The 20,435-nt window shown below is 54.6% G+C and carries 16 protein-coding genes; 8 read left to right on the plus strand and 8 right to left on the minus strand.

From position 1 onward, the window contains the following. Positions 1–37 precede the first annotated feature (37 nt). From QSV77_RS23000 to mctP, 5 genes are all read left to right on the plus strand, one after another. The gene (locus QSV77_RS23000) at positions 38–1,189 is read left to right on the plus strand and encodes a LysR family transcriptional regulator (RefSeq protein WP_302735182.1); all 1,152 of its coding nucleotides are present in this window, start codon (positions 38–40) and stop codon (positions 1,187–1,189) included. A gap of 458 nt (positions 1,190–1,647) precedes the next feature. Continuing rightward, the gene (locus QSV77_RS23005; RefSeq protein ID WP_302735183.1) at positions 1,648–3,018 is read left to right on the plus strand and encodes a cache domain-containing protein; all 1,371 of its coding nucleotides are present in this window, start codon (positions 1,648–1,650) and stop codon (positions 3,016–3,018) included. Then, positions 3,015–3,659: a response regulator transcription factor gene (locus QSV77_RS23010; RefSeq protein WP_142842585.1), complete on the plus strand. Its 645-nt coding sequence runs from the start codon at positions 3,015–3,017 to the stop codon at positions 3,657–3,659. The genes QSV77_RS23005 and QSV77_RS23010 overlap by 4 nt, the downstream gene beginning before the upstream one ends. 112 nt (positions 3,660–3,771) lie before the next feature. After that, complete coding sequence (locus tag QSV77_RS23015) at positions 3,772–3,975, plus strand: DUF3311 domain-containing protein (protein ID WP_161991413.1); 204 nt, start codon at positions 3,772–3,774, stop codon at positions 3,973–3,975. Further along, a complete protein-coding gene (gene mctP / locus QSV77_RS23020) occupies positions 3,965–5,440 on the plus strand; it encodes a monocarboxylate uptake permease MctP (RefSeq protein WP_142842587.1) in 1,476 nt (491 codons plus the stop codon). Before QSV77_RS23015 ends, mctP begins: the two co-directional genes overlap by 11 nt. Before the next feature lie 411 nt (positions 5,441–5,851). On the opposite strand, the gene QSV77_RS23025 is transcribed toward mctP, so the two are convergent. From QSV77_RS23025 to QSV77_RS23035, 3 genes are all read right to left on the minus strand, one after another. Then, positions 5,852–7,606, minus strand: coding sequence for a tetratricopeptide repeat protein (locus tag QSV77_RS23025; protein WP_302735184.1), 1,755 nt, complete (start codon positions 7,604–7,606; stop codon positions 5,852–5,854). Between the two features lie 190 nt (positions 7,607–7,796). Further along, positions 7,797–8,174, minus strand: coding sequence for a hypothetical protein (locus tag QSV77_RS23030; protein ID WP_302735185.1), 378 nt, complete (start codon positions 8,172–8,174; stop codon positions 7,797–7,799). A gap of 301 nt (positions 8,175–8,475) precedes the next feature. After that, positions 8,476–9,351 (minus strand): ArdC family protein, encoded by an 876-nt coding sequence (locus QSV77_RS23035; RefSeq protein WP_302735186.1) that lies wholly within the window; start codon positions 9,349–9,351, stop codon positions 8,476–8,478. 1,008 nt (positions 9,352–10,359) lie between these two features. Between QSV77_RS23035 and QSV77_RS23040 the strand changes: the two genes are divergently transcribed. Next, positions 10,360–10,611 (plus strand): hypothetical protein, encoded by a 252-nt coding sequence (locus tag QSV77_RS23040; protein WP_302735187.1) that lies wholly within the window; start codon positions 10,360–10,362, stop codon positions 10,609–10,611. 78 nt (positions 10,612–10,689) lie between these two features. Continuing rightward, positions 10,690–11,115 carry a hypothetical protein gene (locus tag QSV77_RS23045; RefSeq protein WP_302735188.1) on the plus strand — a complete coding sequence of 142 codons (426 nt, stop codon included), beginning with the start codon at positions 10,690–10,692 and terminating at the stop codon, positions 11,113–11,115. A gap of 257 nt (positions 11,116–11,372) precedes the next feature. Here the strand turns inward: QSV77_RS23045 and QSV77_RS23050 are convergent, their stop codons facing one another. Then, the gene (locus tag QSV77_RS23050; protein WP_302735189.1) at positions 11,373–11,882 is read right to left on the minus strand and encodes a hypothetical protein; all 510 of its coding nucleotides are present in this window, start codon (positions 11,880–11,882) and stop codon (positions 11,373–11,375) included. Positions 11,883–12,324: 442 nt separating this feature from the next. Further along, on the minus strand, positions 12,325–12,477 hold the full coding sequence (locus QSV77_RS23055) for a hypothetical protein (protein WP_302735190.1): 153 nt from the start codon (positions 12,475–12,477) through the stop codon (positions 12,325–12,327). A 217-nt stretch (positions 12,478–12,694) separates the two neighbouring features. Here QSV77_RS23055 and QSV77_RS23060 point away from each other — a divergent pair, with 217 nt between their 5' ends. Continuing rightward, a complete protein-coding gene (locus tag QSV77_RS23060) occupies positions 12,695–13,819 on the plus strand; it encodes a hypothetical protein (RefSeq protein ID WP_302735191.1) in 1,125 nt (374 codons plus the stop codon). Between the two features lie 146 nt (positions 13,820–13,965). Here the strand turns inward: QSV77_RS23060 and QSV77_RS23065 are convergent, their stop codons facing one another. The 3 genes from QSV77_RS23065 to QSV77_RS23075 all read right to left on the minus strand — a co-directional run bounded on the left by QSV77_RS23065 (position 13,966) and on the right by QSV77_RS23075 (position 20,133). Beyond that, a complete protein-coding gene (locus QSV77_RS23065; protein WP_302735192.1) occupies positions 13,966–15,690 on the minus strand; it encodes a M48 family metallopeptidase in 1,725 nt (574 codons plus the stop codon). A gap of 292 nt (positions 15,691–15,982) precedes the next feature. Beyond that, complete coding sequence (locus QSV77_RS23070) at positions 15,983–16,294, minus strand: hypothetical protein (protein ID WP_302735193.1); 312 nt, start codon at positions 16,292–16,294, stop codon at positions 15,983–15,985. An 86-nt stretch (positions 16,295–16,380) separates the two neighbouring features. Further along, a complete protein-coding gene (locus QSV77_RS23075; protein WP_302735194.1) occupies positions 16,381–20,133 on the minus strand; it encodes an autotransporter outer membrane beta-barrel domain-containing protein in 3,753 nt (1,250 codons plus the stop codon). Positions 20,134–20,435: the final 302 nt, after the last annotated feature.

Below are 20,435 nucleotides of genomic sequence, written 5' to 3' on the forward strand. Positions count from 1 at the left end.
ATAAGTGAAGGTTTCGACAATTCTTTTATGTGATCAGGTGGTTCGCCTCGGCGGCATCCATCTTGCGTCCAGCGCGACGGGCATTCCGGTTTCGACCGTATCGGATGCCGTCAGTCGTCTGGAGAACGCCCTCTCGGTCAAGTTTTTCGTTCACGGCGCAAAAGGTCTGATCCTGACGGCGGAAGGGGGCAGGCTCAGCCCATATCTCGCACAGGCCGCCGATGAAATCTTCGCGATCCACGGCAAGTGCGGTGATGACCATGCGAAGGGTATTTATCAGAAAAGCGTGTCGCTAATTGCGCTTTTCCGCTTCGTGGACATTCTCGAATCGGGCTCGATCCGCAAATCCGCGTTGAGACTGCAAATCGGACAACCACAGCTTACACGGATGATCGCCATGCTGGAGGAAAATCTCGGCGTCCGACTTTTTGAACGGACCCGCGACGGTTCGCGCGCGTCGCCCGAAGGGCTTCGCATATCACCTCACGTCAGCAAATTACGCGATATCTGGGCTACGCTGGATTCCACATCGGCACTGCGTTTCAAGCGGCATCTACGGCATTGGTCATTCGGCGGCATTCCTCCAGCAACAACGGACAGCCCGTCGGCAATCATTCTTGCGCGAATTGCCGCCAACTGGGCACGCCGTTTCGACACACCGCTGCTGATGCAGCCGGGGCTTGCAGACAGCCTGCTGGAAGGGCTTGAACAGCAGCGGTACGATGCAGTGCTTGTTGACATGCCGCTAAACAATTCCAGGCTCCGCAGCCGCGAGGTTCTGCGCAGCCACCTTTCCTGTTTCCTGCAGCATGACGCGGCTGATCCGGCGGACCAGGATTCGCCGGCACAGATGCGCGAGGCGATCCTCAAGCACCGCCTGGTACTGCCTTCCCGCGCCTCCGGACTGCGCCAGACCGCCGAAAGCTTCCTCGAGCATCTGCTTGGACCAACCTGGCTGTCAAAGGTGCAGTTAATCGAGATCGACAGCATACCGGTGGCAGTGCAGCTGATTGTCGGCCACGGCTACTGTTCGATATTACCTTCAGCCGTGGGGATAACCTCCCCCAAGGTGAAAAAAATTCCATTGCCGCTGACATTTTCGGTCCCATTGCTGTTGGCATGGCGCAACGACGACAGAGGCGCAGATATGGCTCGGCGCGTTCTTCAGCTGCTTGATATGACGAACTAATGGCGGCGGGACGAGCATCGCTTCTGCGACTCGGGTTCAAGTATATCTATCGCCAGACAAAAGGGTGGTCGTCTATACGAGCGATGCACAACCGGAATGTTTCGGGGGCGATCTTCTTGAAATCTCGCTCATCTATGTGAACACCTGCATGCTGCAAACGTTGCTCTTTAAACCAGCCTGACACGGCCGTATGTCACCGGAAGATTATCGCGGCCTCACATCACGAAAATCACTACGGCCGGTTCGACCTCGATCTGGACAGCCATATAGATTTCGGCAAAATCGCCGCATGAACAGCGCTGCCAAAATGCGCCTTGCAAAACTTAGGCGCAAAATTCTAACCTTTGTCGGGATTAAAGCGACATTGCAGAAACTGGCAGCATTTCCTGAATGCCGTAAAAATATGCGCTGATCTTACTGTTAAAAACAACGTGCCGGTGAAAAGGGCCTTCATTTCCATGAATTTTCGGCAGCAGATCATCGCCCTTTCCATCTTACCGCTGGTCTTGGCGGTGCTCGCCATCTCGGCCTTCATCACATGGCAGTCCAGGACGTTGGCCGAGAGCAGCATATCCACGTTTGAGCGGAATATGCTGAAAGCCAAAGAGAGCGAAATCGTTCATCTCACCTATGTGGCCATGTCAGCCGTCCGCGGGATCATGGCGCAGAGCGGCCTCTCGGACGATGAGAAGCAGAAAAGGGCGATCGAACTTATCAAGAGCCTGGACTATGGAGAGGACGGATATTTCTTCGTTTACGATTATGCCGGTAACAGCATCGTCCATCCCCGACAAAACGAATTCCCCGGCCGTAACTGGCTGGATCTCATCGACGCGGATGGCAAGAAGGTCATCGCAAGCCTAATCGACACCGCGAAGGCGGGCGGCGGTTTCGTCCAATACAAATGGGAGCGGCCGGCGACGGACCAGGTCGGCGACAAACTTTCCTACGTGGCCAAACTTGACGACTGGCGCTGGATTCTGGGAACGGGCATCTACCTTGATGAAATCCATGTACAGACCAAGACAGCACAATTGGACTTTCGCAACACCATCGGCTGGACATTCAAAGTCGTCGCATTGGTGACAGTACCGGCGGTCCTGCTGGTATTTGCGACGGGCATGGTCCTCACGGTCAGCGAGCGACGACTTGCCGATCGCAAGCTGCGACAGTTGACGCAGCGAGTAATCGATACACAGGAGCAGGAACGGACAAGGCTTGCCCGCGATCTACACGACGGTATCTCGCAAAGTCTGGTCGGTGCTCGTTATGCGATGAATTTGGCCGAACGCATGGTCAAGGCGGGCGACAATGACGTCTTGGGAGCGATCGAAGGTGGCATCAAGACACTCAACGATGCGATCCGTGATGTACGCCAACTGTCACATGCACTGAGGCCACCTCTGCTCGATGATCTGGGGCTTATAGCGGCGCTGCGGGCCTTGTGTGAGGGCTTTCGCGTCAGGACAGGCCTGCAGGCAACGCTGGACGCCAGCTTTTTTGCGGACGGCCTGAAAGCGGAGGCCAGTACGGCCCTCTACCGCATCGCGCAGGAAGCACTCACCAATGTCGAGCGGCATGCCGGTGCGACCACGGTTTTCATCCGCCTGCGCAGCGAGCGTGGCCGCAGCCGAATGACGATCGGCGACAATGGCACGGGATTTAATAGCGAAAGCAACACGTCGCCGGGCCTCGGTTTGCGCAACATGCAGGAACGGGTGGCACATTTCCACGGTATTCTGCTGATCAAAAGCGACGATAAGGGAACCGTACTGACCATCTTGATGCCGCGCTCGGCGCATCGTGTTCTGACGGAGTCAGTGGCATGAATAAACCCCATACCATCCGGGTCTTGCTTGTCGATAATCATCCAGTGGTTCTGGATGGGCTCCGGGCCATCCTTCAGACCTATGCGCATTTGAACGTCGTGGGGATCGCCGCCGATGCGCAGGCGGGGTTGGACCTGGCAGCCGGGCTTCATCCGGACGTCATCCTGCTGGATATCAACATGCCAAGGATCAGCGGCATAGACGCGATAGGCCTGTTCAAGAACGCTTTGCCCGCATGCGGCATCATCATGCTCTCGATGCACCATGACAAAGAATACATCTCGTCGTCCGTGCTGCGTGGCGCTTCCGGCTACATCCTTAAGGATGTCTCGACCGACGAGATCGCAGCCGCCATCGAAGCGGTCGCGAAAGGCGGCACCTATTTCTCGTCCGGTGTAGCAGACGCCATATTGGAGGCGGCACGTATAGATGAATCCGAGCTTTTGACCACCCGGGAGCGGGACGTGCTGCGCGAGCTGGTTGCGGGGAAGAATAACCGCGAAATTGCCGATGCTCTCGGAATCACCATCGCGACAGCCGAAACCCATCGAAAGCACCTGAAAAAGAAGCTGGCGCTGAAATCAACAGCGGAATTAGTGCGCTACGCACTCGATCGGGGCATTGGCGTTTTGGCTCCGTGACCGATACCCACTTCTGGGTATGCGCGTTCAAGTTTGCCGGCGGCGCGATTGTAACCATAAATCAATGACCCTACGACCTTCAGGCGTACACGCCAAGTTGGGAGGAAATACCATGGCGCAAAAGTCTCTGCGCAAGAAGGCGGCTTTGTCGCTTCTTGCTCTTCCGTATATCGGTCTTCTCTGGGTTCCCTTCTACAATATCGAGGAACCGGCCCTTTTCGGTTTCCCGTTCTTTTATTGGTATCAGCTGGCCTGGGTACCGTTGACAGCCTTCCTCACCTATGTCGCCTATCGGAGTGTGCGCAATGACGACTGAGATCGACGTCACGGCACTGTCCGTTTTCACCTTCTTCTTCGTTCTGGTCACCGTGCTCGGCTTTGTCGCCTCCCGCTGGCGCAAGCCCAAAGACCTCGACAATATCGACGAATGGGGCCTGGGAGGGCGCTCTTTCGGCACCTGGATCACCTGGTTCCTGGTTGGCGGCGACTTCTACACCGCCTATACGATCATCGCAGTACCGGCGCTTGTCTATGTCGTCGGCGCATACGGTTTTTTTGCCCTGCCTTACACGATTATCGTCTACCCCTTTGTTTTCGCGGTCATGCCATTGCTCTGGAAGCGCGCCCGCGATGCAGGTTACGTGACCGCTGGCGACATCGTCCACGGCCAGTTCGGCTCACGCGCCCTCGAATTGGCCGTCGCGGCAACCGGCGTTATTGCCACCATGCCTTACATCGCCTTGCAGCTGATCGGCATGACGGCCGCGCTCAAGGCGCTCGGACTTCACGGCGAAATCCCGCTGTCGATCGCCTTCATCATTCTGGCGCTTTACACCTATTCGGCAGGGCTGCGCGCACCGGCTCTGATCGCCTTCGTCAAGGACATCATGATATATATCGTGGTGATCGTCGCCGTCCTGCTTATTCCTTCAAAGCTTGGTGGATATGACAACGTCTTCGCATCCGCCAAGGCTGCATTCGATGCCAAGGGCACCGGGAGTTTGTTGCTCGGCGGAAACCAGTATGTCGCCTATGCGACCCTTGCCTTGGGTTCGGCTCTGGCGGCCTTCATGTATCCCCACACCCTAACAGGGATATTCGCGTCCAACAGCGCCAACACGATCCGCAAAAACGCTGTGCTTCTACCTGCCTATACGTTGCTGCTCGGCCTCCTGGCACTGCTCGGCTATATGGGGCACGCTGCCGGCCTGAAGCTGGATAGCCCGAACGACGTCGTGCCAGCCCTATTCCAGATGCTGTTTCCGAGCTGGTTCGCCGGCTTCGCTTTTGCCGCCATCGCGATCGGCGCACTGGTCCCGGCAGCCGTCATGAGCATTGGTGCCGCCAATCTGTTTACCCGGAACTTCTGGAAGGCTTATGTCAATCCGAACGTGACCACGGAAGGAGAAGCCAAGGTGGCCAAGCTGTCGTCGCTCGTCGTCAAGGTCGGGGCGCTGCTGGTCATCCTTCTCCTGCCCACGCAGTTTGCTCTTGATCTGCAATTGCTGGGTGGCATCTGGATCTTGCAGACTCTACCGGCGCTGATCTTTGGTCTTTATTCCAACTGGTTCCGCGCGCCGGCACTGCTTGCCGGATGGGTCGTTGGCTTTGTCGGCGGAACATACCTTGTCTGGGATGCCGGCTGGAAACCCCTGCACGCGGTCAGCCTGGGCGGCGAACCCTTCACCGTCTATACGGGACTGCTGGCCTTGGCGGCGAACATCGCGATCACCTGCCTGATCAACCTGGCCCTTCGCGCTTCCAAGCCCCTGGCCGCGTGAGCGGTCACCGACTAACGCAAGCCGCCTCATCGGGGCGGCTTGCAATCGCGAAAATTCTGACTTTTCACCGGAAATGCCGTGAGTCTTGGCCGCTCTACCCGCGACGGGCTCAACCTCGTTGATGAGCTTGACGAAAAGGACGCATCGTTCCGCGTCCTCGAACCGGAGGCAACGACACGACGAAAGCTTGAGGGCGTCTATAACGTGAGAACTCGATATCGCCATGTCCAACGCGGACGACCTCGAACAATTATCTCGGAGAACGGAACCGAACCGACTTCGATGGCAATTCTCAGATGGTGCCAGCAGACATGCGCGTCCTCTCATAAGACAACTCCGACTGCAATAATTGTCGTTCAGTGTCAGTTCACGAACCTGCGGTCCGAAACGCCACGCTGATAAATCAAATATTTATCTCGCATTCACTGCCGGAACTGGCACGGCGAGGCCAGCTTCGCGTAGCCCCTCGGCGAGCTGCTCGATCCTTGAATCGGCAACATTGTTGTGTCGGAAATCTGCGTATAGGTTATTTTCGTAGCCGGGGCGTTTCTCGTGGAGTTTATGGACAGCCGCTCGAGCGGCTTCGGTTCGCCCTAACTTTGCAAGTGTCGCGGCTCGAAGAAGATAGAAGCGGTAAAACTCCGGATTGATGATCCCGTCAAGTATGTTCAAAGCCTCACCGAAATCCTCGTTCTCGTAGCGGTCAAATGCCAATATCAGATCTGCTAGAGTTCCCCGGCGATCCATCTCCTCCGTTCCTTCCTTGACGAGCGTCGTACCCTCGGCGGTACGACCGATATTCCAAAAAGCGTTGCCAATGATTATTTTAAAATGGGGATCTCTAAATTTCTTGAGCATGTCCCGCGCTATTTCCTGAAATAATTCCACCTTTCCGTGATTATATACATCAAAGGCGACAGCCAATTGAGCACCAAAGGATTGAGGGAGCAGCTCGTGCGTTTTCTCCGCCGCAACGTGCAAAAGCTCGCCGTAGTCGCTAGGGTCCTCGCCAACGGAAGCAGCATGTCTCGCTAATCTGAAATATACACGAGCTAAGCTTGCCCAGGCTTCCGCATGACGCGGGTGGCTCGCAACCAGATTTTCAAGACATTCGCGAGCATTTGGAATCAATCCGGCATCATAGATAATCGCGACGCGTTGCTGTGGACTTAGGCAACTAAGTTCTCCCTGATACATGGACTCAAGGCTGGGGACAGCGCCGTCCAATCCGAATACGCCACTTACCAATGCATCTGCTGCGGAGTCTGCAGTACTCCCATTCAGATTCACGCTCCCCAGCGATATCTGGTCGGCCCATGACACCTCCCGCGTATGTGCATCGTTGAGTTTCCAGACTAACGCAAACTCCTCGCCATGTCCGACGATAGCCGTGTCAAGCGTATAGATGACACGCGAGGGATTTCTCTCGGCGAGGTCCCGCGCGAGACTTTGGGCGTCATTCGCCACGTCAACGACCCGGGCCATGCCATGGGCGGCAAGTTTGTTCGTCGCTAGCGCTGAAAGATCATGTGCCAACTTCTTTGCAACGGCACTACCAGGTGAGAACCGGGTATCCTGTACCAATAACATAGGGGCACCGGCCGCCTCTGCCACCGTTGATCGCTCAACCTGCGGAAACCACTCGCGAAGTCCCACAAGCGCCGCAAATACGCTGATCAGTAAAAGGCCTGGGAGAATAAGTGACAATCGATATTTTTGTCGGAAGTTGACAAACCCTTCAGACAGCTGCTTCCGCCCGTTGTTAGTTCCTACTGGAACGCAGGCGGGATTGTTCTCAAAGACCGGCACATACCTCCCACGTGGCAGGCTAATTAGAAGAGGTGACCTTCTGCTGTCGGGTGAAGCGTTGTAACGTTCAAGGGAATTGCGGAGACGGTTCGCAGTTGTGCGCACGATTGAGTCGTCCGATATGGCGAAGTCATCTTTACGGCCGAAGACTTCGAGAGCGATACTGTAAGCCTTTATACGATCGCCACGTCCCTCCATTGTTTCGGTAACAATGTACTCGAGAAAGGTGCGCATTCTTCCGGAATTAATAAAAACCTCCGAAGAGAACACATGCTCGAGCGCTTCTCTCACCATATCAGGATCGGGATGATGTTGCTCAATCTTCGGACTTAAAACCACGGTCAACTCCTTCTTCATGCGTTTGATCCAATAGCTTTCGTCTGAGGTTGCCGGCACTGACGGGTCATAGGCGCCGTTGCGCGACCTATGACGGCAAAGCGCTAAAGGGATGGAAGTGTGGGGAAAGGAAAAATCTTTCCGCCAGATACAAGGCCCGGCGATCGATAAGCCGCCGGGCTGCGATACTCTTGGTTAAACCGGATCCATCTCAATCACGATACGAAGCGCGATCAGCTTGAGGCTTTGGCAATACGCGAATTTTGTAACTGAGCGCGTCAGCCACTTTTGCAATCGTCACGAGTTCGGGGTTGGCTTTGGCGCCCGCGCCGGCAACGTTCGTATCTGCAAAGGGATCTGCAAACCGCATGAGATTGTCGCGCGTCCTAAACTCCCGATGGCCTGACCATGTCCCATCAACGAGCACACCGACTTTGACGTTTTGGCCAAACGCACCGAAATGTGCTGGATCGCGCTCTTGGGCAAAAGCCGACTGCGTGGACAGAAAAGCTGAAAGCAAGGCCTTCATGCATACGCCTGATTTCACCAGCAACAGGCGCTTCTGCAATACTTTTCCGCGTTCGTTCATCCCGTACTCTCACCGACATTTTTTGTTGGTTCGAGGCTTATGACAAAACTTGCATCGACGTGGAGTGACGTGACCGTATCAAACGGTATGCAACGTTCTCGTTGAAATGGCGTCCTGCTTTATTCGAAACGCTGGCTAGTCTTAACAAGCTGGTAGCAGCTGTTAACCAGCCAGTACCGAGCCCGCAGCCCGCCAGCTGCGGGCTCTTTCGTGATCAACAACGAGCCTATCCGTTGATAAGGAGCTGAGGATCAAGCCTTTAGGGTCCGCCATTTTGTTGCGATCACAAAGTAGAAGCTAATTACAGACGGTAAGACGGCGCGACATCGGTAAGTGGTTGTAGGTCTTGCATGAACCCAACGGCCTTTTCGGCGACACTTGCGGCCTGAAAGATGGCCCGTTTGTCACCCTTTAAGATTTTCATCCACAGGCCGATATGGGAGGCATGATCGTCGCGGGGCCTGGCCTTGATGCCCAGATCGCAGCACAGAAAACACGCTCCAAGCTCGGCAATCAACGCCTCGCGCGCGTAAGCGTCTTTATCCCGACCACAGCGTAACAAATCGCGGTTAAGGCGGCTTCGGCTTGATGTCCAACGGATGAGTTCGTGCGCAAGTGTCCCTGCATAGGCCTCTGCTGAAGAAAAAGCATCAAACCGCGGCATTTGAACATGATCAGTTTCCAGGCTGTAATAGGCTGAGTTTCCGCCGTTGCGGATGTCCGCTCCCAGGTTCGCGAAAAAGATGTCCGCATTCTTGATCGCCTGTTTTGGCTCGTCCGTCGGCGCGGGCTTATAATAGTAATATACGGGCAATCCATCGATCTGTTGGGCGTTGAAAACAGCGTAGCCTCTCGAGAAGGAAATTTTTCGGTCGACTGTCGTGCCCTTTTCGATTGCGCGTGAATAGACGACTAGCGTTGATTTTTCACCTTTTCTGACCGATGCTCCAAGTCCCAGCGCTTGCTTGAATGTCAGCCAGTAGGCCGAATTGTAGCCCTGTTCCGCCGCGGCTAACCAAAGCAGGATGGTGTTGACCCCATGATAAGGGATGCCGTTGTGACGTAACGGCCGGTGTGGCCTAATACCTTTGCCCCACGGCTGCAACCAAGGACATACACCAGTTTCGAGCACAGCCACGATCTTGTCGGTAATGAACTGATAGGTATCGCGCTTCATGTTTTATCCTTTCACGATTCCCGCATCGGCAGTGCACCGCCTCGTGTCTTCCTTGGGTCAGCGCGCAGCAGAACAGAGGGCCATGAATCTGCCCATGATGCATTGTGTCACGCCACGGCTGACACCTCCCTACTGTTAACTCAACGATCGGAAAGTTAGGATTTGACGACCTGGTGCCGTTCTCCCTGTTTCGCGTACCCTCGAAACAATGCGTATGCTGCTTGCAGGCCCTTGAGCTTGGCGAAATGCCAAAAAAAGGCGAAACAGAAAGCCTTTACTTCCTAGTCTCGCCTTTGAAGGTCGGTGATTTTTACTGGTGCATCCCAGCAATAACAAATTTGCTGTCGATGGCTAGGCGATAGGCAGTATCAAACGGTTACATCAACTGCGTTGCACCCATTAACGAATCCAGACTTTCGTTAGAGCCGCACAAGCTCGGAATAAAGCGCTCCGCTGTAATCTTTGAATCGAATAACCAATGTTCGTATGCCAGCGCCCATGGACACGAAGTTGCGATATCTGATCTCCGATGGCTGGCGGGAGCGAAATGAGCGGCCGAAATCCCGTCTGGGCATAATTGACTCACTTGTTGCACCGGAGGCTTGGGACATACAACGAGCCGGTCGCCAGACGTTGGCGCTGTACAACATCATACAGTTCATCCGCAATACGAAAGCACAATCACGATAGAGGATGCGGCGGAATTGCTGCCGACACAGCCAAACTCTGCATGCCTGATCGCGGACCGCGATAGCAAGCACCGATCGCCTGACGAGTTGTTTGTTTCGACGGCCACGGCCGGTTTATAAAAGACGCTAGATCCAGTCCGTTGATTGTGGCTGGCATGCCTGTGCGCGATGACGCGCAACTGCGGCAGTGTTCATGGGGCGGAACTATGATCGACGATCCGGCCCGACACCGTTTCGTTGCAAAATGTAACGGTATGGTTCTTAATTTGCAATTTGGGATCTCATTGAGTGATCGCGTTGATTATTCCATGAGGCGTTTATGTTTTTCAGGGCATATGGTGCTGCGTTTTGGCTTCTGGCTCTTCTCTCGTCGGCGCAGGCGAATGCTGCCGAAGGCGTCAAGCTGCTTGATGGTAGCGACATTCCAGGTTCTGTGAAGCAGTTTGAGGCAGGCTTTGAAGCCGGAGAGGCAAATGGTGCCTTTTATCGAGGACGCCTGTTCGAGATTGGCATTGGCACCAATCAGGACATGGCGCGCGCTGGGGGAACGGCTCAGGATTTGGTCCGATAACCGCGAAGCCCTCGATTTTCGGGTCTCGCTGATCGGATTCTCGGACGCACTTACAAACCTCAACAAGGAGCACGCCCGATGAATGTGATGCGGCTTGCACCCCTTGCCTTTCCGTGGGCCAGCCTGTCTTGGGCAGCCCTGTCGTCCGCTTCAGCCCAGGATCTCGATCGTGCAACCCGTGCCCTTCAGGACACGCTTCACAATCAAAGTTCCAGTCAGGCTGAAGCTGAGCGGTCAAGACGCGAGCGCGCCCGCCAACGCGCCAACGCGCCCTTGACCCTCCCTCCGGAGCCGAGCATCGTCCCGCCGGCCCCGGGGGGACCCTGTTTTGACATCAAGATGATCAAAATCACAGGCTACAAGCCGTTCGGCAAAAAACTCTACGGCTTTGAAGCACTACGGGGCGCCAGTGTGTCTGCCACCGACATCGCGGTCGCACTCAACCGTATCGATGCATTTCATCAGGCGGCCGGTTTCATCACGACCGATGCCTATCTACCGTAACAGGATATCTCAGGCGGGACGCTGGAGATCGCAGTCATGCCGGGCCGCATCGAGACCTTCGTATATGCCGATGGCCCGCCAGTGTACCCGGGCAGGCCCCCGACGAATTTCCTCCGATGGACATCGCTATTCAAGGGTGGGAATCATGGTGAATGAGAAGGTGCCCGCCCAACCGAGACCAGTCGGACCGGCTGTTGAGCGCGCACGATACCGTGAAACCGAAGCTCAACGCCGTTCGCCGCGCTACACGACCAATATCAAGGAACTGCCATTGCGGGCCCCGGCTCGCCTTTAGGCCCGGCAGGCCCGACAGGACCCATCGGACCCTGCGCCCCAACTGCACCTGCAGTTCCGGCCGGGCCAGCTGGACCATTTGGCCCTGCAGGACCCGCAGGGCCTGCGTTACCACTCTTGCTACCATCGCCGGTACGTTTGATGCGCTGGTTATGAAGTCCGATGGCAATCGGAACGCTGGAAGCAAGCCCGCCCGCCACAGCCGCACCAACGGTGCTGACCGCACTCGGGTCATACCCGGCCGCACCCGTCACCAGCACGCTACGACCGGATTCCTCCAGCGCAAAGGTCTTCACTTGCGTAACCGTCGGCGCCGTCCCCTTGCCGTTGGCCGCAATCGTGACGACATCCTGGTATTGCGCACCATTTGCCAGCTTGTAGGGTTCCAGCACCTTCGTTTCGGAAGTCGCGCACGATGAGAGGCTTGCGGCGACCGCGAGGGTAGCCGCCAGTCGAATGGAAAGGTTTCTCAAGGGGAGGTCCTTTTTGAATTGCGTACAAACTTGAGTGGTGAGCCCCGCACGCAAAACTTATAGCCAAGGCGGCTACGACGGAATTCCTGAACAGCTAGCTTGAAACCCCGAACGCAGCTGTGAGCTCTATAAATAGGATCCAATGGCTCTAAAGCTGCCATTTGGCAGGACCGTCAGCTCTTTGGCGTCTTATTTTGCGAACAGCAAAGACGTTGGGATACCGGGCCGCAGCCGTGCCTAGCCTGTTGATCATAAATGAGGACAGCTGCGAGCGCTGCGACTAAAAAAGGTTCACGTTCGGCGGCAAAGACATGTGCTTCGATCAGATTATCAAGTGACTTCCATGCTGCGGCACATGTTTCAATCTAGTCGCCCAGCGTCTGTCAGCTGAGGCCGACGCCTTTATGGGCATAGCGTTCGCTTTGGCGGTTGAGGGCTGGTGCTAGCCGAACTTCTTGGACAGGATCATCGTCAGCAGGCTATGCTCTACGAAACCGAGGTTGAGAAAGCCGTTTGTGACGATCTCTGCCGGAACCGCCCCACCTTCGATAAATTCAACCCCACACCGACGGTGAATGCGCGCACCTTGGTGCATTATGGGCTTGGTCCTTGCGTTACAATCGTACTGTTACAGCCGTTATTGTATCCGGATGAAACCGTTCGCTACCTACCGCGGCGAGCCCTTATGTTCGATGCTCCAATCGAACAATATGAAGCGTCATATGAACTCATTTTCCGGGGATGCAGTCCGCATAATGACATTACACCACATATCTCGCTGACCATCTAACCCACTGTGTCCGGTATGCGAAATGAGCCATTTAGACCCTGCACTGCGGACACAGCTATACGAAGCAGCGTTCATACCTGAGCGTTGGGTAGAAGTCCTTAACGAGTTGCGCGTCGCTATCAATGCTGATGCCGGATATCTCTATTCGGTGGGACAGAAATGTGGCGTTCACACGGAACAACGTCTGTTGCCGGTGAACCAGGACCGTATTCATTGGGGCAATGATTTTCACAGCTGGGTCAGAAAAAGCGCACCTGAAGCAGTCCTCGGACGCTTCGCGTCTGGTGCGAGCTATGAGGACGCCATTCCCCCCTATCTCAAGGGATATGTGGATTTGTGTAGAGAGCATTCCATCGGTGATGATATCGCAACCATCGTCGCTCCCCCCACCGGCAATATGATTGTCTGCGGTTTTGACCGCCATGTCCGCAATGGTGCTTTTGCTAAACAACAGGCTGAGCTGCTTAATACCATTTACCCCGATCTTGTGCAGTCAGCATTCATTGCCGCGCGCTCGCATTTGCAGCAGCAAAACAGCGTCGTGCAAGTCATGGAGGGGCTCGGGACGCCTTGCATAAGCATCAGCGCCGGCCGGCACATACATGCAATGAACAAGCAGTTCGAGACCAGGTTTGCTAAAATGTGCGGTGCCTGGAACCGCCTCGATCTGAGTGCCTATAATGAACATCTGGATGCATTGCTACGCAATGTAGAAACGGATCAGGACTACGCGCCCCGCTCCATGGGGATCCGGAACCAAGCCGGTGATCTCATGGTCCTGCATCTTGTTCCGATCCGCAGGGCAGCCCACGATATTTTTGCAACGGCATCCTGCTTTGTATTCGTTACCTCGGTGAATGGCAACGGTATCGGCCCCGACCCCGAACTTCTCAAAAGCCTGTTCGGTCTGACAAACAAGGAGGCGCAATTATCCAGTGAATTGACCGCAGGGTACCCGCTCAGGCAGACAGCGGAAAAGCTCGATATCAGCTTTGGTACCGCGCGCTCTTATTTGTTGCGCGTCTTCCAAAAAACAGGCACCACACAGCAGTCCCAACTTGTCGGCCTGCTCAGTAAGGTATCGCCAATCTTCATTACCTCGGTTGAACCGGACGCTAGCAAACCACCACCTGGTTTGACAATTTAACGTCCTTTGTCATTACAGCATTCCGCGATCCGACAGGTCCAATTTGGGCGGTAACACGACCGCAGATCAGCGCCCGGCTCGACGGCCCTGCGATGGTGCTCCTTCCACCGCGAGCGGCGTCACCTGACAGGTTCGAGCGACGGTGGTTATTTCGGATTTTCTACCGGAATCGGCACGATCAGGCCCGCCTCACGAAGCCCCTCAGCAAGGTGCTCGATCATTGGTTCGGGAAAATTGTTGTGACGGAAATCGAAGTAGAGGTGGTTTTCGTAGCCTGGACGTTTATCATGAAGGCGTTGGATCGCGGCACGGGCATCGTCTTTCCGCCCCAGTTTCGCCAGCGCCGCCGCCTGAAGAAGATCAATTCGATAAAATTCTCGTCTATAAATCCGCTCAAGCATCTCCAGGGCCCCAGTAAAATCCTGACGCTCATAGCGGTCTGATGCCAGTACAAGGTAGCCTAGGCTCCCCACATCACCAGTCTCCTCGATGCCTTTCGCAACCAGTTCGACGCCTTCGTCTCTTTGTCCGATACTCCAAAGCGCGTTTCCAACAATTAACTTGAGATGAGGGTCCTGAAACACTGTGAGCATCTTTCGACTCAGGCGCTCATATGTATCCAAATCACCTGCACTGTAAGCGACATAAAGGGCAGCTAGTTGAGGAGCGAACGAACGAGGTGACAGATCCATTGCTTTTTGCGCTGCAGTGCGCAAAAGCCCTCCATATTCGCTGGGATCTTCGCCGCGGGATGCGGCGTCTCTGCCGAGACGGAAGTAGACACGAGCCAATATTGCCCAAGCCTGGGAATTCAATGGATACTTTGATACTACACTTTCGAGGCAGGCGCGTATATCAGGAAGGGACTGATCCACATATACCAGCGCGACACGTTCCCTTGGTGAAAGACAACTGATCTCGCCTTGATGCGTCGATTCAAGGCTCGCTATCGCACCCTCCATGCCAACTACCCCGCGAACTAAAGCATCCACTGCGTTGTTCACAGTATCTTCATTCGGGGTTCCCAGCGAAACATGGTCAGTCCACGACACCTCTCGCGTATGAGCATCGTTGAGTTTCCAGACTAAAGCTAGCTCCCCGCCTTGATCGACAATGGCCGAATCCAGCGTGTAGACGACTCGCGTCAGATTTCGTCCTGCAGTCTCGTAGGCAACATTGCCTGGCTCCCTCGCCAAGTCCACAACCCCAGCGCTGCCATGGGCAGCGAGCTTGATTGCAATTAGCTCCGAGAGGTCATGCGCCAACCGCTCGGCAGGGTCGCTGCCCGGTGTGAATTGAGTATTCTGAACAAGAAGCAGCGGAACGGTAGCCCCTCGCGATGCGGTCGCCTTGTTAAACAGGTTAGGTAGCAACTGAATTGAGCCGAGTATCGTTACGGCGATAAAGCTCAAGACTATGACGATAACACGCCAGGAGAGGTATCGGCGTGGGAGCGCAAGAGTACTGACCTCGTTTTTCTCTTGTGTATCAGCATTAGGCTCCTCATCGGAGTTGGACTCGAAAACGGGCACATATCTGCCGCGTGGCAGGCTGATGAGAAGAGGAGACAACTTGCTCTGAGGCGAAGCGTTATAGCGCTCGAGAGCATTGCGAAGGCGGTTTGCAGCTGTGCGTACGATTGGGTCTTCCGTCCCATCAAAGTCCGCCTGACGACCAAAGACTTCCAGAGCGATACTGTAGGCCTTTATGCGATCACCACGCCCCTCTATCGTCTCGATAACGATATATTCAAGAAAGCTCCGCATCCTTTCGGATTTGCTAAAAACATCTGAGGCAAACAAGTGATCAAGTGCTCGTCTCACCGTGTCCGGGCCAGGAAGTTGTTGCTCGATCTTAGGCCCTAAAATCACTACCCACCCCTTTGCGGTCGTAGTTTACTCCAGAGATATCACCGTAACTGCTAACGCTGCTATGGTCATTTGGGCGAGACAATGGGGAAAGATTGGACACCCGGCGAATTCAGTTACACAGGCTGCTTGGCCAAAAACCTGAGAAAAGCGACGTCAGCGTTGAATGCCATTACCGGCCAGGAATTGCATGACACTTGCAGATTTCGTCGGTCAAACGCACTGTGGTTCCTGTTCTCACTCGTCAACCCGATCATAGAAATGTCGCGAACTCTATCATGTTCGTCAGAAATCGTTAAAATCTGGTTGCCGTTGGCGGCTTGTCTGGGGCGTCAATACTTCCGATGGCGCATGCTTGCATATATGCCTTGAGTTTGGCAAAGACCGCTTCAATTGCGCCTGGGTCGCGCGTCACCTTGACGGTTTGTCGCCATTGGCCTGCTGCAGTCCCGGTATCCCATGGCATTACAAGCATCGATATAATTGCAATCGCGTCCTCTTTCAGACTGGACCAACGCGCCTGGCGGTCGGTTTCGATCTGATGCCGGGCATAATTTGCTTCGAAGCGAAGTTTGAACCGCTCGATTTCACTGCCAGCATTATACATGAATTTCGAAAGTCGACCAAAATGTCGACGCCATCGGCACGGCCCGAGAAGTTAGCCACCAGAATATTTCAACCGATCGTCCAAAATCACCAGGTTAGACGAAAACCGACGTGTCCTCGAATGTCGTGGCTATTCGCGAAATTATCGACGCTGCCTTTTATCGTCGCTCCGCCATACATGAAATATTTGTCATCGTTCCAGCTGTAAGAGGCACTTGGTGTGAAACCGACAAAGAGCCGATCATTGTGCTGAGCAGCGGAAACACCTGCGACAGACGCACCGATGTGATCACTAAATGCGTAGTGAAGATCAGTGGTGCCGTTCAACCGAAAGCGGTGTGTCCGACCCTCAGCGTCCTGCCAGGCACGATCATGACTGATCCCGAGGCCCAGCCGACCCTCAACACTCTCGCCCTGGCCAAGCCTCACTTGAGAGCCGAAGACGTCCGTGAAATCATTGGACCGCACGCTTGAATAAGTAAACTGTGTTTGCGGAACAAGGGTCCACGCCGAGTTTAGTGGAATCTGATGCCCTGCTTCGATTGAGACAGCATGTCCAAACGTCTCGACGTCGGATTTTAGAATGCCGCCACCGCCGCCGTAGCTTAAATCGCTGCGATACCAGGTGGTTTGCCCTTGCATGTCTATATAGAACCCACGCTCATCGTACCAGGTTACTGAGCCGCTAAAGCCATAGCCGTTCGTGAGAATCTGGCCGCCTCCGAGATCGCTGTCGTGGAGCGATTTGGTGGTTGCGTCCCCGTGAATATAATGAACTGCCGCACTGGCAATCAATTGCCCGTCTTCGGTATCGAGTGCCATCCCGGCAATGCCTACCTGAATCTTTTCGTGGTCTTGTCGGTAGCTTACCCCGGTCGACGACCAAGAGGGTGCCATGCGAGTGTGTGAGCCCTCTATCCGCGTCCATAGTCCCGGACCGCTGTCGGTTTTTGGGGGAAGAGATTCGTCAGACCCGCCAATGCGTTGATGCAGCGTTTGGAGACCATTCATTCCAAGCAGAACGTTGGAGTAAGCCTCGTAAACCGGGACCCCGGGTTGGAAACGATGCTCTGGTTCCAGATTTGAAACAGTTGCAAAAGGATCCTTTCTTTCTGAGCGCAGGTACCAATCCTGCATGCTGCTCCCGTCAACCGAGCCTTGATAGAGCTGATAGGCGTAGGCACCCCCAACAACAGCCGATCTGCCATTGAATTGGAAACCGCCGTCCAGTTCGAAAGCATCCTTGGCAGATTTGCCTTGAACCTCGATGATCCTAATGCCGTCCTTCGTCTGTGCGCCGCTACCGCCGGCATTGCGGATGCTCACCAGTGTGTTGCCATTTGTATCCCCGGAGATTTTCAGTCGGTCAGTGGATGAGCTGTCGTCGCCCAACATGGTATCGAGTGCAACCCGACCGCTATCTCCAACATAATTCCCGGCAATCTCGATGATATCGCCAGCTGCGCCGTCCTGCGTCGTAACTGTGCCGGCGCTGTTGACATTCCCACTAACGGTAAAGCGGCCCTGCCCGCCGCCCTGCCCGATAAACGACGACGTGTTATCGATCATTAAATTGGAAGTCAGGTGAAGCCCAGACATGCCGTTCAGCGTCGAATTGTTGGCTAAAGCAATACCGGTTTCTGGTTGACCGACCATGCCGACAGCCCAAGCACCATCACTGATACTAAAGTTCGACGCATCCAATCGGACGTCTTCCCAGTTCATGATCTTGTCGCCCATGGAGGTGGCGTTAATGCCCCGGAAAGTCAGCGTATCAATCATATCGTCTTCGATGGACGTGTCGTCACCTCCGTCGAGTGTCTGCGTTCCATTATAAGCGGGAGCGCTTATTTCTGCTCGATCAGAGCCCTGGCCGCCAAAGAACCCGCCAAGCAGTGTGCCACCAGACCAGATAAATGTGTCATTGCCTCCTGGAATATCCGTGTCAGCCCGTGCAGTCGTATCGCGTATGTCGCCGTAATCCCCGTAGATATTTCCGGTATACCGACCGCCCAGTAATTCGAACCTATCGTTGCCAGCGCGAAGTAGGCTGTCGCCAGTCACGGTTCCCGCTGACCGGACGACGAGATCACCACCAATCAACGCGCCATCGGGTGTCACGAAGTCGGCATTAAAAATTGCAGTGCCAGACGTAGCAGTGACGTTTGCGTTTTCGCGGATATCGACCGAGGCTTTGATGGGGGCTAGCATGTAGATTGCATGGCCGTCACCGCCTCTTACGGTTCCATTGATATCCAGCACAATGTCTCCCGCCACCCCAAGGTTGATAGCAGTCTCTTTAGCAGCGATAACGCCGGACTTCTGCACAATACTAAGGGAAGACGAAGCATGTGTGTTATCAGCCGCAACAGCAACATGTGGTGCTGTCACATCACCAGCGAGCTCGATGCTCGATGATCCCCGGGAATAGTTGACGATATGAAGGCCGACACCATTAGTGAAATCGAGGGTCCCGCCTGCGTTATCTATAGCGACGCTACCCGCCGCCAGCGTACTGTTGATTGACCCGGCGTCCTGCGTGAATGATATATTGCCATCGCCTCTACCATGGACCTGAACGCCCCCGATAACATTGCTGGAAAGACTGATTGAGGCATCGGCTGAGCCATTATTTCTAATATTTATTCCTACGACATGTCCGGTAATCGTTCCCGCAGTCTGCTTCACGGAAACGTCCTTTTGACCTGCGTGTTCAACCTGTAAGCCGACAGAGGTTGCGCTTGTAATGTCGCCAGAAACGACAACATCGGTTGCTCCGGATCCTCGTTGCTGTCCAACCACACCCGCTAACGATGAGTTGACGTCGCCAGATATCGCGATGGAGAAATCCGTGGAATTGGTCTCGTTCCGGGCAAAAACACCATATCCATCAGCGGATTTGACCACGCCGCCTATCCTAAGCTCGGTGGCTCCTCTCCCGCGGTTTGTCGAAAGAATTCCGTGTGAGGTTGCGTCGATACGCCCGGTTGAAGCTTGGTTGTAAACAAATGTCTCGGAACTGTTGTAATTGCTGAGGTCAAGTCCAATTATTTGCGCCGACCCAGCCAAGACGGCCCCATCGGCGTTTATCAACATTTGACCCGTTCCTCGATGGTCCACTCTGGCAACGGTTGCACCCGGAGCCACGCTACTAACACTGCTTTCAGGAGAGAACATTACCGTGAGGTCGTCGCTGCGACCAGCAGAGGCAACAAAGAGACCGTTTGCACGTCGTCCGATGATCTGCCCGTTTACATCAACGTTGATGGAGCCAGACGTGGCCGATCTTACCGTGGCGCCCGTTGAACCGTCAATCACACCACCGAGCTGGGCAAATATCACGTCACCACTTGATCCTTGTATAGCAGCGGCAGCGCCATTTTGACTTGAAACATTGCCCGATAGTTTCATGTCAATCTTGCCCGAACCGTCGTTTTGGACTGACAAACCCGTGACGCCTCCTGTGACCGAGCTGCCTGCGTCCTGCGTCAGGTAGATGTCGCCGTGTCCTGCAGTAGCTCTAACTTGAAGACCAAAGCCATTTGGCGCAACGGTGTTGGTATTTGTCCGGAGGTAAGTTGGGTCCAGAATTGCACTGATATTCGGTATGGCAGTACTACTGGTCAGATTTACGTTGCCGGCAGTTACGCTTGCTCCTGAACAAGTATACAAGTTCTCCGCCAAGACGCAGGAAGCCCATGCGGAGCCTGAAAAACCCGAGAGAGATATCGTCAAAAATACTGGTGCATTGAGAAATACAAAACCTAAGACGCCACCACGTAACGATACGGAAGAAAAAAGACGGCTCCTAAATCCGCCGATGGTCGATCTGTTTCTCATGCCATGCCTTCGCTGCTACCATCATTATTATTAGTAATGAAGGGTGCAGCTGGGGAAGGGATCATACGGTTTCATTAAGGTTACACGGCCTGTTACACCATGTGAGATGCAACGTTTGAGAATAACCTCAATAAAATGACATCTCTTCGTCTCCATGATCGACACGAAATCTTGCATCGGCCCGATATAAATCGGAAGCCGGTCTTGTTCCCTCTGATTACGAAACGGCTCATGCTAGTTTTCGGCCCGGTTGTTCAAGCCCCGTTAAGCGATGAGCACGAGGCACGACTTGACGTCGACCC

The sequence above is a fragment of the Agrobacterium sp. V1 genome (assembly GCF_030518355.1).
Lineage (GTDB): Bacteria > Pseudomonadota > Alphaproteobacteria > Rhizobiales > Rhizobiaceae > Agrobacterium > Agrobacterium cucumeris.

What these genes read in the sequence shown, in the direction of transcription:
- QSV77_RS23005 (WP_302735183.1), top strand. Translation starts at nt 1,648, where the DNA reads ATGAATTTTCGGCAGCAGATCATCGCCCTTTCCATCTTACCGCTGGTC.
- QSV77_RS23010 (WP_142842585.1), top strand. Translation starts at nt 3,015, where the DNA reads ATGAATAAACCCCATACCATCCGGGTCTTGCTTGTCGATAATCATCCA.
- QSV77_RS23015 (WP_161991413.1), top strand. Translation starts at nt 3,772, where the DNA reads ATGGCGCAAAAGTCTCTGCGCAAGAAGGCGGCTTTGTCGCTTCTTGCT.
- mctP (WP_142842587.1), top strand. Translation starts at nt 3,965, where the DNA reads ATGACGACTGAGATCGACGTCACGGCACTGTCCGTTTTCACCTTCTTC.
- QSV77_RS23025 (WP_302735184.1), bottom strand. Translation starts at nt 7,606, where the DNA reads ATGAAGAAGGAGTTGACCGTGGTTTTAAGTCCGAAGATTGAGCAACAT.
- QSV77_RS23030 (WP_302735185.1), bottom strand. Translation starts at nt 8,174, where the DNA reads ATGAACGAACGCGGAAAAGTATTGCAGAAGCGCCTGTTGCTGGTGAAA.
- QSV77_RS23035 (WP_302735186.1), bottom strand. Translation starts at nt 9,351, where the DNA reads ATGAAGCGCGATACCTATCAGTTCATTACCGACAAGATCGTGGCTGTG.
- QSV77_RS23040 (WP_302735187.1), top strand. Translation starts at nt 10,360, where the DNA reads ATGTTTTTCAGGGCATATGGTGCTGCGTTTTGGCTTCTGGCTCTTCTC.
- QSV77_RS23045 (WP_302735188.1), top strand. Translation starts at nt 10,690, where the DNA reads ATGAATGTGATGCGGCTTGCACCCCTTGCCTTTCCGTGGGCCAGCCTG.
- QSV77_RS23055 (WP_302735190.1), bottom strand. Translation starts at nt 12,477, where the DNA reads ATGCACCAAGGTGCGCGCATTCACCGTCGGTGTGGGGTTGAATTTATC.
- QSV77_RS23060 (WP_302735191.1), top strand. Translation starts at nt 12,695, where the DNA reads ATGAGCCATTTAGACCCTGCACTGCGGACACAGCTATACGAAGCAGCG.
- QSV77_RS23070 (WP_302735193.1), bottom strand. Translation starts at nt 16,294, where the DNA reads ATGTATAATGCTGGCAGTGAAATCGAGCGGTTCAAACTTCGCTTCGAA.
- QSV77_RS23075 (WP_302735194.1), bottom strand. Translation starts at nt 20,133, where the DNA reads ATGAGAAACAGATCGACCATCGGCGGATTTAGGAGCCGTCTTTTTTCT.